This window comes from Kitasatospora sp. RG8 (assembly GCF_017813315.1).
Lineage (GTDB): Bacteria > Actinomycetota > Actinomycetes > Streptomycetales > Streptomycetaceae > Kitasatospora.
Genome location: NZ_JAGIYX010000006.1, coordinates 205,117 through 220,144, shown reverse-complemented (window position 1 = coordinate 220,144; position 15,028 = coordinate 205,117). Strand labels below are relative to the sequence as shown.

Genomic DNA, 15,028 nt, shown 5'->3' with positions numbered 1-15,028 from the left:
CGATAGGCATTATCACCGTGGCCACCACCCCCCAGTCCGACGTCCACGATCTTGACGACGACGGCGACGACGCGGTAAGGCGCGACGCGCAGGCCGGCGAGAGCAGCCACGCCAGCCGCCACTGGTGGGACCGCAACGCCGACGAGTACCAGGACGAGCACGGCGAGTTCCTCGGCGACGACCGGTTCACCTGGTGCCCCGAGGGCCTGGACGAGGCCGACGCCCGGCTGCTCGGCGAGGTCGAGGGCCTGACCGTGCTGGAGATCGGCGCCGGCGCCGCCCAGTGCTCGCGCTGGCTCGCCCGGCAGGGCGCCCGGCCGGTCGCGCTGGACATCTCCTTCCGCCAGCTCCAGCACTCCCTGCGGATCGACCTCGCCCGCGACACCCCGCCGGTCCCGGTCGTCCAGGCCGACGCGGCCGTGCTGCCGTTCGCCGACGGCTCCTTCGACGCCGCCTGCTCCGCCTACGGCGCGGTGCCGTTCAGCGCCGACACCGGCGCGCTGATGCGCGAGGTGCACCGGGTGCTGCGCCCCGGCGGGCGCTGGGTGTTCTCGGTGACCCACCCCATCCGCTGGGCCTTCCCCGACGAGCCCGGCGTCGAGGGGCTCACCGCCGTCGCCTCCTACTTCGACCGCACCCCGTACGTCGAACAGGACGAACACGGGCGGGCCACCTACGTCGAGCACCACCGTACGGTCGGGGACCGGGTCCGCGAGCTGGTCGGAGCCGGCTTCCGGCTGGTGGACCTGGTCGAGCCGGAGTGGCCGGAGGGGCACGAGCAGGAGTGGGGCGGCTGGTCCCCGCTGCGCGGCCGGCTGATCCCGGGCACGGCGATCTTCGTCGCCGAGCGGGACTGACCCGGCGGAGGACCGGCTCGGGGCCGGGGGTGGCCCAGCCGGGCCGGGCCGCCGGGCCGGGCCATCGGGGAGACTGTCCGCGTGAACCCCGCCTGGCGCGAACTGCCCGTCCGTACCGCCCTGCCCGCCCTGCACCGCGCGCTCGACACGGACGGCGTCGCCGTCCTCGCCGCCCCGCCCGGCACCGGCAAGACCACGCTGGTCCCGCTCGCGCTGGCCGGGCTGCTCGGCGAGGACGCCCGCCCGCCCCGCCGGGTGCTGGTCGCCGAACCGCGCCGGCTGGCCGTCCGGGCGGCGGCCCGGCGGATGGCTTGGCTGCTCGGCTCGGCCGTCGGGGCCGAGGTCGGCCTCACCGTGCGCGGCGAGCGGCGGGCCGGACCGGACACCGTGGTCGAGGTGGTCACCACCGGCGTCCTGCTCCAGCGGCTCCAACGCGACCAGGAGCTGCCCGGCGTGGACGTGGTGGTACTGGACGAGTGCCACGAGCGGCACCTCGACGCCGACACCGCGCTCGCCTTCCTGCTCGACGTCCGCGCCACGCTCCGGCCCGAGCTCGGCATCGTCTGCGCCTCGGCCACCTCCGACACCGCGGCCTGGGCCGAACTCCTCGGCGGCGCGCCCGTCGTCGAGGCCCACGGCGTGACCCACCCGGTCGAGACCGTCTGGGCCCCGCCGCCGCGCGCCGTCCGCCCCGCACACGGCACCCGGGTCGACCCGGCGCTGCTCGACCACGTCGCCGCCACCGTCCGGCGGGCCCTCGCCGAGCGCGACGGCGACGTGCTCTGCTTCCTGCCCGGCGTCGGCGAGATCGCCCGGGTCGCCGGGCTGCTCGCCGGAGCGCCGGCCGAGGTGCTGCAACTGCACGGCCGCGCACCGCAGGCGGTGCAGGACGCTGCGCTCGCCCCGGGCGACGGACGACGGGTGGTGCTGGCCACCGCCGTCGCCGAGTCCTCGCTCACCGTGCCGGGCGTGCGCGTCGTGGTCGACGCCGGCCTGGCCCGCGAGCCGCGCACCGACCACGCCCGCGGCCTGGCCGCGCTGGTCACCGTCCGCGCCTCGCTGGCCGCCGCCCGCCAGCGCGCCGGCCGCGCCGGCCGCGAGGCCCCCGGCACCGTCTACCGCTGCTGGGCGGAGGCCGAGGACGCCCTCGCCGCCCGCTACCCCACCCCCGAGATCGCCCTCGCCGACCTCACCCCCTTCGCCCTCCAGGCCGCCTGCTGGGGCGACCCGGACGCCACCGGCCTCGCCCTGCCCGACCGGCCCCCGGCCGGCGCCATGGCCGCCGCCCGGCAGACCCTGCACGCACTCGGCGCGGTGGACGAGGACGGCCGGGCCACCGCGCGCGGCGTCCGCCTCGCCCGCACCGGGCTGCACCCTCGGCTCGCCCGCGCCCTCGCCGACGGCGCCCCGGCCGTCGGCGCACGCCGGGCCGCCGAGGTCGTCGCCCTGCTCTCCGAGGAACCGCCGCGCGCCCTCGGCGACGACCTCGGCGCCGTGCTGCGCACCGTCCGCGACGGCCGCGACCCGTACGCGGGCCGCTGGCGGGAGGAGGTCCGGCGGCTGCTGCGCGCGGCCGGCGACACCCCCGCCACCGCGCTGCCCGACGCCTCGGCCGTCGGCCTCGTCGTCGCGCTGGGCTTCCCCGAGCGGATCGCCCGGGCCCGGGTCGACAAGCCCGCGCCCGGCGAGCGCAGCCCGTACCTGATGGCCTCGGGGACGGCCGCCGAACTCGCCCCCGGCACCGCGCTGGGCGCCGTGCCGTGGCTGGCCGTCGCGGTGGCCGACCGGCCGGCCGGGTCACCGTCCGCCCGGGTGCTGCACGCGGCCGCCCTGGACGAGGAGACCGCCCGGCTGGCGGGCGCGCCACTGCTGGCCTCCCGGGAGGAGGTGCACTGGGACACCCGCCGCGGCGAGGTCGTCTCCCGGCGGGTGGAATCCCTCGGCGCGGTCGAGCTGTCCGCGGCCGCCCTCGACCGCCCCGACCCCGCCCTCGTCCGGACCGCCCTCCTGGAGGGGCTGGCCCGCGAGGGCGTGAGCACCCTCCTCACCTGGCCCTCCGTCGGCCTGCGCGAGCGCCTGGCCTTCCTGCACACGGCCATCGGCGAGCCCTGGCCCGACGTCGGCGACGCGGCGCTGCTGGAGCGGGCCGGGGAGTGGCTGGAGCCCGAGCTCTCCCGCGCGCGCCGCCGCGGCGACCTCGCCCGGATCGACACGACCGCCGCCCTGCAACGGCTGCTGCCGTGGGCGGGCGGCGAGGCCGGGCGGCTGGAGGAGCTGGCGCCGGAGCGGATCACGGTGCCGTCCGGCTCCCGGATCCGGGTCGACTACGGCGGCGAACGCCCGGTGCTGGCCGTGAAGCTGCAGGAGCTGTTCGGCTGGGCGGCGGCCCCGGCGCTGGCCGGCGGGCGGGTGCCGCTGACCGTCCACCTGCTCTCCCCCGCCGGGCGCCCGGCCGCCGTCACCGGCGACCTCGCCTCCTTCTGGCGCGACGGCTACCGCGCCGTCCGCGCCGACCTGCGCGGCCGCTACCCCCGCCACCCGTGGCCGGAGGACCCGACCACGGCCGAGCCGACGAAGCGCACCAACGCCCGCCGGTAACCGGCCGGCGGTGAGGACGCCGACGGGGACGCCAGGTCGTCGGGAACCGCCGCCGCATGAGGTTCCGGCGGCCCCCGTCACCCCGCCGACGGTGGACCCGCCGGCGAGCGGCCGCGCGGGACCGGGGCGGCCGGCCCGGACGGGCCCCGGCTCACCGGGCGTCCGCGCCGGGAGGACGGTCCGCCTGACGGACGGTCACCCGTGGTCGAGACGTGCGACCCCGGCCGCCGCGGGACCCTGCCCCACCGGCGGCCGGGGCCGCGACCGGATCAGAACTGCTGCACGAAGTACGGCTCGACGGTCATCCAGCCGTTGCCGCGGGCCCCGTTGAGGCGGCCCGAGCTGCCACGGGCGAGGGTGTACCAGGACTCGACGTAGTCCGGGTCGTCGGTCCACCACGAGGAGGGCAGTGCCGCCAGGACGGCGTTGACCAGCGGTATGTAGGCACCCTGGTCGGCGATGGTGAGCAGCACGGCCGCGACGGCCTGGGCGAGGGCGAGGTAGTTGGTGTCGCCGTCGTCCTCCATCAGGACGACGTCGGCCAGGTTGTACTTGTAGTTCGACCAGTTCACCAGGATCTGGTTCGGGTAGTACACCGTGCCGTCGTACTGGAGGTAGGGCATGGCGACCGAGTCGACCCGGACCTTGCCGTCCTGGCCGAACCCGGTGACCAGGCTGAACATCTCGGCGGCGCCCTTGAACCAGGGCTCCTCGTCGTCGGCCACCTCGATGCCGCTGATCTTCGTGGCCCACCAGCCGCCGGCGGCCTGCACCGCGCCCGGGGCCTGCGCACCCTTGGCGTCCAGACCCGTGGCGTCCAGGCCGCGCGCGGCGAACTCCCGCTGGAGGAGCGCGATTCCGGCGGCCAGGGTCTTGCCGGTGTCGATGTCGACCAGGTAGACGGGCTGCCCGGGGAGCGAGCCCGTGTCGAGCGCGCGGGCCCGGCCGGCGGTGTCGTACGCCCGGAGGGTGCGGGCGTGGTCGTCCGCGGCGGCGACGGCCACCAGCGGCGCCGCGCCCGCGTCCAGGGCGGCCCGCATCGACGGGTCGGCCAACTGGACGCGCAGCAACGGGCCGAGGTCGCCGAGGCCCTTGGCGGCGGCGACGGCGTGGTCGGCCCGCTCGGTGGCGGTCGCGAGCCCGCGGCCGGCCTGGCCCGGCGCGGCGGCGGCCAGCGGGGCGAGTTCGGCGGCGCCGGCGCCGGCGGTGGCGGACCGCAGCCGCTCACGCACGGCGGAGTCGGTGAGGGAGGCGGCCAGGGTGCGGGCGATGCCGTCCTCTATCGCCGCCACCTGGGAGGTGGAGGCACGGGTGGCGGGCGCCGGGGCGGCCGGTGCGGGGGCGGCCACGGCCTGGCCCGCGCCGAGCGCGAGCAGGGGAAGGGCCGCGAGCGCCGCGGTGGCGCGCCGCAGTCGGGGCAGGGACATGAGGGATCTCCAGACTCGTCGGGTGAGGCGTCGGAGCAGTGGAGCGGTGAAGCGGGTGGAGCGGTGGAGCGGGTGGAGCGGTGGAGCGGCACCGCATCGCGATCAAGAGCGTCGGTGCCATGACAAGTGAAGTGGTTCCCTGACGCCGGATCAACCCCCGGGGCGCACTGCGCCGGCCCCGCGCACGCTCAGGACCGGCCCTGCGGCACGGCGTCGGCGGGTACGGCGTCGGCGCTGACGGCGGCGCGAACAGCAGCGGCCCGCGTGGGCGCCGGCCGGTCGGGTCGGCGCCCACGCGGGCCGGTGGTGTCGTCAGTGCGCGGCGGACTCCCAGTTGGCGCCGACGCCGACCGAGACGTCCAGCGGGGCGCGCAGCGGGTAGGCCCCGGCCATCTGCTCGCGGACGATCGCCTCGACCTGCTCGCGCTCGCCGGGGGCGAGCTCCAGCACGATTTCGTCGTGCACCTGGAGCAGCATCCGGGAGGTGAGGCCGGCGGCGGTCAGCGCCTCGTCCACCCGCAGCATGGCGATCTTGACGATGTCGGCGGCCGAACCCTGGATCGGGGCGTTGAGGGCCATCCGCTCGGCCATCTCGCGGCGCTGGCGGTTGTCGCTGTTGAGGTCGGGCAGGTAGCGGCGGCGGCCGAGCAGGGTCTCGGTGTAGCCGGTGGCACGGGCCTCGTCGACGACCCGGCGCAGGTAGTCGCGCACGCCGCCGAACCGCTCGAAGTAGGTGTCCATCAGGCCCTGGGCCTCGCCGGGCTTGATGCCGAGCTGCTGCGAGAGCCCGTAGGCGGAGAGGCCGTAGGCGAGGCCGTAGGACATCGCCTTGATCTTTCGGCGCATCTCGGCGTCGACCGCGTCGCCCGGGACCTCGAAGACCTGGGAGGCGACGGTGGTGTGCAGGTCCTCACCGGTGGCGAAGGCCTCGATCAGGGCCTCGTCCTCGGAGAGGTGGGCCATGATGCGCAGCTCGATCTGCGAGTAGTCGGCGGTGAGCAGCGCCTCGTAGCCGTCGCCGACGACGAAGGCCCGGCGGATCATCCGGCCCTCCTCGGTGCGGACGGGGATGTTCTGCAGGTTCGGGTCCTGCGAGGAGAGCCGGCCGGTGGCCGCGACCATCTGGTTGAAGGTGGTGTGGATCCGCCCGGCCGGGGAGACCGTCTTGAGCAGGCCCTCGACGGTGGTGCGCAGCTTGGCCTGGTCGCGGTGGCGGAGCAGGATGACCGGCAGCTCGTTGTCGGTCTGGGTGGCGAGCCAGGTGAGGGCGTCGGCGTCGGTGGTGTAGCCGGTCTTGATCTTCTTGGTCTTGGGCAGCGCCAGCTCGCCGAAGAGGATCTCCTGGAGCTGCTTGGGCGAGCCGAGGTTGAACTCGTGGCCGGCGGCGGCGTGCGCCTCCTCGACCACGCGCTGGATCTCGGCGGCGAACTGGTTCTCCAGGCTGGTGAGCCAGGGGCGGTCGGCGGCGATGCCGGTGCGCTCCATCCGGGCCAGCAGGGCGGCGATCGGCAGCTCCATGTCGCGCAGCAGCCCGGTGGCGCCGACCTCGGCGAGCCGGGTGTCGAAGAGCGCGGCGAGGTCGAGGACGGCGCGGGCCTGGAGCATCAGGGCCTGGGCGGCGGCCGTCGCGTCCTCGTCGGGGGCGTCGAAGGCGAGCTGGCCGCTCTCGGCGGCGGGGGCCGGGGCGAGCGAGCGGGCGAGGTACTCCTCGGCGAGCACCTCCAGGGTGAAGGTGCGGCGGCCGGGCTTCTCCAGGTAGGCGGCGAGGGCGGTGTCGGCGACGACGCCCTCGATCCGCCAGCCGCGCTCGGCGAAGGCGCGCATGACCTGCTTGGCGATGTGCAGGGCCTTGGGGGCGGCCGGGTCGGCGAGCCAGGCGGCGAAGGCGCGCTCGTCCTCCTCGGCGAGCAGCGCCGGGTCGAACCAGGCGGCGGCCTCCCCTTCGGCGAGCGCGACCTCGGTGACCTCGCCGGTGCCGAGCGCCCACCGGTAGACGGCGGCGACGGCGACCGGGGTCTTGCCGTCGGCGGCGTGCTCCCGGAGCCAGGCGGCCAGGGTGCCCGGGTCGGTGAGCAGCTCGCCGTCGACCTCGACGCCGGGGGCGAGCTCGGCGGCGGCCTCGGGCTCGGCGCCGGCCGGGTCGATGCCGAAGACGCGGTCGCGGAAGTTGGCGTTGCGGAACTCCAGCGACTCCATCAGGGTGGCGACGGCCTCGCGGTCGAACGCGGCGCGGCCCAGGTCGCCGACGCCGAGCGGGAGTTCGACGTCGCGGACCAGCTCGGTGAGGATGCGGTTGCGCTTGACCGAGTCGAGGTGCTCGCGCAGCTTCTCGCCGATCTTGCCCTTCACCTCGTCGGCGCGGGTGACGAGCTCGTCGAAGGAGCCGAACTGGTTGACCCACTTGGCGGCGGTCTTCTCGCCGACGCCGGGGATGCCGGGCAGGTTGTCGGACGGGTCGCCGCGCAGCGCCGCGAGGTCGGGGTACTGGCGGGGGGTGACGCCGTACTTCTCGGCGACCTTCTCCGGGGTGTAGCGGGTGAGTTCGGAGACGCCCTTGGTCGGGTAGAGGACGGTGACGTGCTCGGTGACCAGCTGGAGCGAGTCCCGGTCGCCGGTGACGATGTCGACGTCGAAGCCGGCGGCCTCGGCCGCGGTGGCCAGGGTGGCGATGATGTCGTCGGCCTCGAAGCCCTCGACGGTCATCCGCGGGACGTTCATGGCGTCGAGCAGCTCGCCGATCAGCGGGACCTGGCTGCGGAACTCGTCCGGCGTCTTGGCGCGGTTGGCCTTGTAGTCGGGGAACTCGGCGGAGCGGAACGTCTGCCGGGAGAGGTCGAAGGCGACCGCGAGGTGGGTGGGCTGCTCGTCGCGGACGGTGTTGGCGAGCATCGAGGCGAAGCCGTACACCGCGTTGGTGGGCTGGCCGGTGGAGGTGTTGAAGTTCTCCACGGGCAGCGCGTAGAACGCCCGGTAGGCCATCGAGTGCCCGTCGAGCAGCATCAGCCGGGGCCGGGCCCCGCCGCCACCCGCCGCGCTCTTGTCCGTACTCTGCGTAGCCACGTCAACGTCCGTTCCTGCCGATTCCACTGCCGGTCACCGATCCTATGGCCCGGCACCGACAAAAGGGGCGCGCCGGAGCCCGGGCCCGCCCCCGCGACGGCGGGCCCGCCACGGCGCGCCTCCCGCCACGCCAGCCCCTCGACGCGACCGCTACCGCCGAGTAGGACGGTCGTACGATCACAGGCAGCACGATGACGTGACCCCAAGCGGCAGGAGCTCCCCCATGACCGAAGCTGCCCCCGACGCGGCCCCCGTCCTGAAGGTCCCGCAGGAGGTGCTGGACCACTTCGCCAAGCTCGGCGTCGACCCGGCGACCTTCTCCGGCGGGCACCTCGGCGAGAAGCTCGGCATCCGGATCGTCGAGGCCTCGGGCGACCGCGTGGTCGGCACCATGCCGGTCGAGGGCAACCAGCAGCCGTACGGGCTGCTGCACGGCGGCGCCTCGGCGGCGCTGGCCGAGACCCTCGGCTCGGTCGGCGCGATGCTGCACGCCGGCCCGGGCCGGTACGCGGTGGGCGTCGACCTCAACGCCACCCACCACCGCTCGGCCACCTCCGGGCTGGTCACCGGGGTGGCGACCGCCGTGTTCAAGGGGCGCACCGCCGCCACCTACGAGATCGCGATCACCGACGACACCGGCAGGCGGGTCACCAGCTGCCGGCTGACGTGCATGCTCCGCGACCTCTGACGGCCCGTCGGCCGGACGGACCCTCCCGGCCGGTCCGGCCGGCCGTCAATTCCCTTGCCCGCCCCCTTGTTTGACCTCCACCTGCCCTGGGCAGGCGTTGGTCTATACAAGGGGGCGGTTGCATGTTGTCAGACTTTCAGAATGTAACAGCGCGTAACAGCTAGGAAATCCGAAGATCCAGCGCCCCCCGGACCTCACGACCACCCGGGAGCGTGGCGTCAACCCCTCATATGTCCGATATTCGGACGCAAACGACCGAAACCAACATGGCGGACGGTCGTGTCCGATTATCGGCGAGGCCAGGAGTCACCTGCATTTCTGGGCCTTACATGCCCCCGACTGCTAGCAGACGCCCCGGAAGTACAGGACCGGTCGAGCCGAAACGACCACATAGTGAGACGGGCGCTCCGTGTGCTCATAACAAGAGAATCACAGCCTCGCCACACCACTGCCCGAGCCGCCCAGGGGCATCTAGAGTCACGGCCAGTCACCGCGCCACCGGATTGGGCCAGGCCCACCGCGCATCCGGCTCCCGCCACTCAGGTGCGGCGCCTCCCGAACCGAAGGGGACCCTCGTGCGTCATCGTTCAGCAGTTGTCGTGAGCATTGCCGTGATCGGCGCCCTCAGCCTCAGCGCCTGCGGCTCCCGCGACGAGAAGAAGTCCGGGGACGGCAACAACGCCGGGTCCAGCACCACCGTCACCATCGGCGTCGACGCCCCCCTCACCGGCGACCTCTCCGCCCTCGGCCTCGGCATCCGCAACTCCGTCGAGCTCGCGGTCAAGCAGGCCAACGAGAAGAACGAGGTCCCGGGCGTCAAGTTCCAGATCAAGGCCCTCGACGACACCGCCAAGCCCGCCCCCGGCCAGCAGAACGCCACCCAGCTGGTCGCCGACAAGGACGTCATCGGCGTCGTCGGCCCCCTCAACTCCAGCGTCGCCCAGTCGATGCAGCAGATCTTCAACGACGCCAACCTCGCCCAGATCTCCCCCGCCAACACCGGCGTCGCCCTCAGCCAGGGCGAGAAGTGGGCCAGCGGCACCAAGGCCCGCCCCTTCAAGTCCTACTTCCGCACCTCCACCACCGACGCCGTCCAGGGCCCGTTCGCCGCCCAGTTCCTCGCCAAGGACGCGAAGAAGACCAAGGTCTTCCTCATCGACGACCAGAAGACCTACGGCGCCGGCCTCGCCGCCACCTTCAAGGGCGAGTTCACCAAGCAGGGCGGCACCATCGTCGGCGAGGAGCACGTCAACCCCGACGACCGCGACTTCGCCGCCGTCGTCACCAAGGTCAGGAACTCCGGCGCCGAAGCCGTCTACTACGGCGGCGAGTACCCCGCCGCCGGCCCGCTCTCCCTCCAGCTCAAGGACGCCGGCGTCAACATCCCGCTCATGGGCGGCGACGGCATCCAGAGCGGCGACTTCATCAAGCTCAACCCCAAGAGCCAGGGCGACTACGCCACCGCCGTCGGCCTCCCCGTCGAGCAGCTCCCCACCGCCGCCAAGTTCATCGCCGACTACAAGGCCGCCGGCTACAAGGACGCCTACGAGACCTACGGCGGCTACTCCTACGACAGCGGCTGGGCCATCATCCAGGCCGTCAAGGCCGTCGTGAGCGCCAACAACGGCAAGCTCCCCGACAACCCCCGCGCCAAGGTCGTCGAGGCCGTCCAGAAGGTCTCCTTCGACGGCGTCACCGGCAAGGTCTCCTTCGACGAGTTCGGCGACACCACCAACAAGCAGCTCACCGTCTACGCCGTCAAGGACGGCAAGTGGGCCGTGGAGAAGTCCGGCACCTTCAACGGCTGAACCTGACCCAGAGTCAGCAGAACCACAGAACGTCGGAACTACCAGCGCGGGGGCGCCACGAGTGCCCCCGCGCACCCACATCCACCACCCACGCGGACCCACCCCACGCACAACGGAGGCCCAGCGGTGCACGACCTACCGCAGCAGCTGGCCAACGGCCTGATCCTCGGCGCCCTCTACGGGCTCGTCGCGATCGGCTACACGATGGTCTACGGCATCGTCCAGCTCATCAACTTCGCCCACGGCGAGATCGTCATGGTCGGCGGCTTCGGCGCCCTGACCGCCTACCTCGCCCTCCCCGGCGGCACCACACTCTGGCTGGCCCTACCGCTGATGCTGATCGCCGGCATCCTGGTCTCCACCCTCACCGCCGTCGCCGCCGAGCGCTTCGCCTACCGGCCGCTGCGCACCGCCCCCCGGCTCGCCCCCCTCATCACCGCGATCGGCCTCTCGATCGTCCTCCAGCAGCTGGTCTTCTCCTTCTACCCCGACGCCAAGAAGGCCCGCGTCTTCCCCAAGATCCCCGGTGACCCCTTCGAGCTCGGCTCCGTCACCATCCAGCGCAGCGACATCTTCCTGCTCATCGCCGCCCCGCTCTGCATGCTCGCCCTCGGCTGGTTCGTCACCCGCACCCGCTCCGGCCGCGCCATGCAGGCCACCAGCCAGGACCCCGACACCGCCAAGCTCATGGGCATCGACACCGACCGCATCATCGTCATGGCCTTCGCCATCGGCGCCGCGTTCGCCGCCGTCGCCGCCGTCGCCTACGGCCTGCGCAGCGGCCAGGTCGACTTCCGCATGGGCTTCATCCTCGGCCTCAAGGCCTTCACCGCCGCCGTCCTCGGCGGCATCGGCAACATCTACGGCGCCATGCTCGGCGGCGTCGCCCTCGGCCTCGCCGAAGCCCTCGCCACCGGATACATCCAGCACCTCCCCGGCATGCACCTCTTCGGAGGCGGCGCCTGGAAGGACGTCTGGGCCTTCGTACTCCTCATCGTCGTGCTGCTCGTCCGGCCCCAGGGCCTGCTCGGCGAGCGCGTCGCGGACAGGGCGTGAGCACCATGACCACCACCACCGAGACCAGCCCGGTCCTCCCCCTGCCGGCCCGCGCCGCCACCCTCCTCACCGGCCTCGGCGCCGCCGCCACCGCCGGCTCCGCCCTGATGTCCTGGACCTGGACCTCCGAGTTCCCCGGCGACCTCACCTACTTCGGCTCCCCCGCCGGACTCCAGTGGCTCGCCCTCACCGCCGGACTGCTCACCCTCGTCCTCCTCCTCGCCACCCAGGGCGTCCCCGGCCTGCGCTGGGCCGCCCCCTCCCGCAGCAACAACGCCGTCCTCCTCGCCGCCGCCGGCGCCTTCGTCGTCGGCTGGTTCTCCATCACCGCCATCGCCACCGACCTCGGCGGCCTCGCCAACCTCGAACCCGGCGGCTGGGTCCTCGGCGCCGGGTCACTGCTCACCCTCGCCGGCGCCCTCGGCCTCCCCCTCGACCGGCGCACCGGCGTCACCCTGCGCGTCCTCGACCGACGGCTCTTCCTGCTCGTGCCGGCCGCCGCCGTCGTCTGGTTCGCCACCCACGCCATCCCCGAGGACAAGCCGGTCGCCCCCGTGCTGACCGCCCTCGCCGGCGGCCTCGTCATCGCCGCCGCGGCCGTCCTCGCCGTCCAGCTCGGCCACCTCGCCAACCACTGGCTGCGCATCGCCAACATCACCCGGCCGCTGCCCGCCCCCCGCGAACTCCCCTCCTGGGCCGAGGTCCTCCTCATCGTCGCGGCCTTCGCCACCGGCCTGTTCGCGATCACCTTCGGCATCGACACCGAGTACGGCGAGCTCTTCATCGGCTACCTGCTGCTGGCCGGCACCGTCGTCCCCGCGATCACCAAGTCCGGACTGCTGCCCCGGCTGCGCTCCCTGACCGTCAAGTACCGCTCGGTCACCACCGGCGCCGCCTTCGCCGCCGCCGCCAGCTTCCCCTTCACCCAGACCAGCGACCAGTACACCTCGGTCGCCGCCAACATCCTGATCTTCGCCACCGTCGCGCTCGGCCTCAACATCGTCGTCGGCCTGGCCGGCCTGCTCGACCTCGGGTACGTCGCCTTCCTCGGCGTCGGCGCCTACGCCGCCGCCCTGGTCTCCGGCTCCCCCGCCTCGCCGATCCACGTCCAGTTCCCGTTCTGGGCCGCGATGCTCACCGGCGCCGTCGTCTCCATGGTCTTCGGCGTCATCATCGGCGCCCCGACCCTGCGACTGCGCGGCGACTACCTCGCCATCGTCACCCTCGGGTTCGGCGAGATCTTCCGCATCACCATGCTCAACCTCAACGGGACCACCGGCCCCAAGATCACCAACGGCTCCAACGGCATCCCGCGCATCCCCGACCTGGAGATCCTCGGCTTCGACCTCGGCAAGCCGCACACCGTGCTCGGCGTCGAACTCGGCCGCTTCTCCAACTACTACCTGCTGATGCTGGTGGTCACCGCCATCGTCGTGCTGGTCTTCGCCCGCGTCGGCAACTCCCGCATCGGCCGCGCCTGGGTCGCCATCCGCGAGGACGAGACCGCCGCCGAGGCCATGGGCATCAACGGCTTCCGCCTCAAGCTCCTCGCCTTCGCCCTCGGCGCCTGCCTCGCCGGCCTCGCCGGCACCGTCCAGGCCCACGTCAGCTACACCGTCACCCCCGACCAGTACACCTTCGCCGAGGCCCTGCCGCCCAACTCCGCCTTCCTGCTCGCCGCCGTCATCCTCGGCGGCATGGGCACCATCAGCGGCCCCCTGGCCGGCGCCACCCTCCTCTTCCTCGTCCCGAAGAAGCTCGAATTCCTCTCCGACTACCAGCTGCTCGCCTTCGGCATCGCCCTCATCATCCTGATGCGGGTCCGCCCCGAAGGCCTCATCCCCAACCGCCGGCAGCAGCTGGAGTTCCACGAGGCGGCGATCCCGGCGCAGTCGACCGGCGACGCGGCCACCCTCACCAAGGCAGGGGCGTGACCAGCCAGATGACCACCACCACCGCCCCCAGCGCCCCCGCCGTGGCCAGGCCCATCCTCGAAGTCTCCGGCGTCACCATGAGGTTCGGCGGCCTCACCGCCGTCAACGACGTCTCCCTCACCGTCGGCGAGGGCGAGATCATCGGCCTCATCGGCCCCAACGGCGCCGGCAAGACCACCTTCTTCAACTGCCTCACCGGGCTCTACGTCCCCACCGAGGGACGGGTCGCCTACAAGGGGACGGTCCTGCCCCCCAAGCCCCACCTCGTCACCCAGGCCGGCATCGCCCGCACCTTCCAGAACATCCGGCTCTTCGCCAACATGACCGTCCTGGAGAACGTCCTCGTCGGCCGCCACAGCCGCACCCGCGAAGGACTCTTCTCGGCCATCCTCCGCGGCCCCGGCTACCACCGGGCCGAAGCCGAGAGCCGCGCCCGCGCCATGGAACTCCTGGAGTTCACCGGCCTCGCCGACAAGGCCGAGCACCTCGCCCGCAACCTCCCCTACGGCGAACAGCGCAAGCTCGAAATCGCCCGCGCCCTCGCCTCCGACCCCGGCCTGCTCCTCCTCGACGAGCCCACCGCCGGCATGAACCCCCAGGAGACCAGGGCCGCCGAGGAGCTCGTCTTCGCCATCCGCGACCGCGGCGTCTCCATCCTCGTCATCGAGCACGACATGCGGTTCATCTTCAACCTCTGCGACCGCACCGCCGTCCTCGTGCAGGGCCAGAAGATCGTCGAAGGCGACCGCGAAACCGTCCAGAACGACGAACGCGTCATCACCGCCTACCTCGGCGCCCCGCTCGAAGGCACCACCGCAGCACCGGAGGACACCCAGTGACCGCACTCCTTGAGGTCGAGGACCTCCGCGTCTCCTACGGCAAGATCGAAGCCGTCAAGGGCATCAGCTTCACCGTCAACCAGGGCGAGGTCACCACCCTCATCGGCACCAACGGCGCCGGCAAGACCACCACCCTGCGCACCCTCTCCGGCCTGCTCAAGCCGACCTCCGGAAAGGTCCTGTTCGACGGACAGCCGCTGACCACCGTCCCCGCCCACAAGATCGTCGCCCTCGGACTCGCCCACTCCCCCGAAGGCCGGCACATCTTCCCCCGCATGACCATCGAGGAGAACCTCCTCCTCGGCGCCTTCCTGCGCAACGACAGCGCCGGCATCACGGCGGACGTCGAGCGGGCCTACGGGCTCTTCCCCATCCTCGGGGAACGCCGCAAGCAGGCCGCCGGCACGCTGTCCGGCGGCGAGCAGCAGATGCTCGCCATGGGCCGCGCGCTGATGTCCCAGCCCAAGCTGCTCATGCTGGACGAGCCGTCCATGGGCCTCTCGCCACTGATGATGCAGAAGATCATGGCGACCATCGTGGAGCTCAAGGCGAGCGGGACGACCATCCTCCTGGTCGAGCAGAACGCCCAGGCCGCCCTGTCGCTCTCCGACCAGGGCTACGTGATGGAGACCGGCCGCATCGTCCTCCAGGGCACCGGCGCCGACCTGCTGCACGACGAGTCCGTCCGCAAGGCGTACCTCGGCGAGGACTGACCCACCCCCGGTACGACGAAGGGGCCCGGCGGCTGCGTCCAGCCGCCG

General features: G+C 73.2%; 10 protein-coding genes. 8 read left to right on the top strand and 2 right to left on the bottom strand.

What is annotated here, in order from left to right:
- Window positions 1-17: 17 nt before the first annotated feature.
- Together J5Y04_RS12455 and hrpB are read left to right on the top strand one after the other, a co-directional pair.
- The gene (locus J5Y04_RS12455) at window positions 18-857 is read left to right on the top strand and encodes a class I SAM-dependent methyltransferase (RefSeq protein ID WP_209412025.1); all 840 of its coding nucleotides are present in this window, start codon (window positions 18-20) and stop codon (window positions 855-857) included.
- Between the two features lie 81 nt (window positions 858-938).
- A complete protein-coding gene (hrpB, locus tag J5Y04_RS12450) occupies window positions 939-3,455 on the top strand; it encodes an ATP-dependent helicase HrpB (protein ID WP_209412024.1) in 2,517 nt (838 codons plus the stop codon).
- A 269-nt stretch (window positions 3,456-3,724) separates the two neighbouring features.
- Here hrpB and J5Y04_RS12445 read toward each other — a convergent pair whose 3' ends face one another.
- Entirely contained in the window at window positions 3,725-4,882 is a 1,158-nt protein-coding gene (locus J5Y04_RS12445) for a DUF3103 family protein (RefSeq protein WP_209412023.1), read from the bottom strand.
- A gap of 312 nt (window positions 4,883-5,194) precedes the next feature.
- A complete protein-coding gene (gene polA / locus J5Y04_RS12440; protein WP_209412117.1) occupies window positions 5,195-7,882 on the bottom strand; it encodes a DNA polymerase I in 2,688 nt (895 codons plus the stop codon).
- A 283-nt stretch (window positions 7,883-8,165) separates the two neighbouring features.
- On the opposite strand from polA, the gene J5Y04_RS12435 reads away from it, so the two are divergent.
- The 6 genes from J5Y04_RS12435 (at window position 8,166) to J5Y04_RS12410 (ending at window position 14,980) form a co-directional block, all read left to right on the top strand.
- Window positions 8,166-8,630, top strand: coding sequence for a PaaI family thioesterase (locus J5Y04_RS12435; RefSeq protein WP_148645592.1), 465 nt, complete (start codon window positions 8,166-8,168; stop codon window positions 8,628-8,630).
- Between the two features lie 575 nt (window positions 8,631-9,205).
- Window positions 9,206-10,438, top strand: a complete 1,233-nt coding sequence (locus J5Y04_RS12430) for a branched-chain amino acid ABC transporter substrate-binding protein (protein WP_209412022.1) — start codon at window positions 9,206-9,208, stop codon at window positions 10,436-10,438.
- Window positions 10,439-10,564: 126 nt separating this feature from the next.
- Window positions 10,565-11,494 (top strand): branched-chain amino acid ABC transporter permease, encoded by a 930-nt coding sequence (locus J5Y04_RS12425; RefSeq protein WP_148645590.1) that lies wholly within the window; start codon window positions 10,565-10,567, stop codon window positions 11,492-11,494.
- 5 nt (window positions 11,495-11,499) lie between these two features.
- Window positions 11,500-13,428 (top strand): branched-chain amino acid ABC transporter permease, encoded by a 1,929-nt coding sequence (locus tag J5Y04_RS12420; RefSeq protein ID WP_209412116.1) that lies wholly within the window; start codon window positions 11,500-11,502, stop codon window positions 13,426-13,428.
- An 8-nt stretch (window positions 13,429-13,436) separates the two neighbouring features.
- Window positions 13,437-14,267: an ABC transporter ATP-binding protein gene (locus J5Y04_RS12415; RefSeq protein WP_209412115.1), complete on the top strand. Its 831-nt coding sequence runs from the start codon at window positions 13,437-13,439 to the stop codon at window positions 14,265-14,267.
- Window positions 14,264-14,980 carry an ABC transporter ATP-binding protein gene (locus tag J5Y04_RS12410; protein ID WP_209412021.1) on the top strand — a complete coding sequence of 239 codons (717 nt, stop codon included), beginning with the start codon at window positions 14,264-14,266 and terminating at the stop codon, window positions 14,978-14,980. The genes J5Y04_RS12415 and J5Y04_RS12410 overlap by 4 nt, the downstream gene beginning before the upstream one ends.
- Window positions 14,981-15,028 lie beyond the last annotated feature (48 nt).

Excerpts from the sequence above, each read along its gene's own strand:
- J5Y04_RS12445 (WP_209412023.1), bottom strand. The coding sequence starts at position 4,882 with ATGTCCCTGCCCCGACTGCGGCGCGCCACCGCGGCGCTCGCGGCCCTT.
- J5Y04_RS12435 (WP_148645592.1), top strand. The coding sequence starts at position 8,166 with ATGACCGAAGCTGCCCCCGACGCGGCCCCCGTCCTGAAGGTCCCGCAG.
- J5Y04_RS12415 (WP_209412115.1), top strand. The coding sequence starts at position 13,437 with ATGACCACCACCACCGCCCCCAGCGCCCCCGCCGTGGCCAGGCCCATC.
- polA (WP_209412117.1), bottom strand. The coding sequence starts at position 7,882 with ATGCTGCTCGACGGGCACTCGATGGCCTACCGGGCGTTCTACGCGCTG.
- J5Y04_RS12420 (WP_209412116.1), top strand. The coding sequence starts at position 11,500 with ATGACCACCACCACCGAGACCAGCCCGGTCCTCCCCCTGCCGGCCCGC.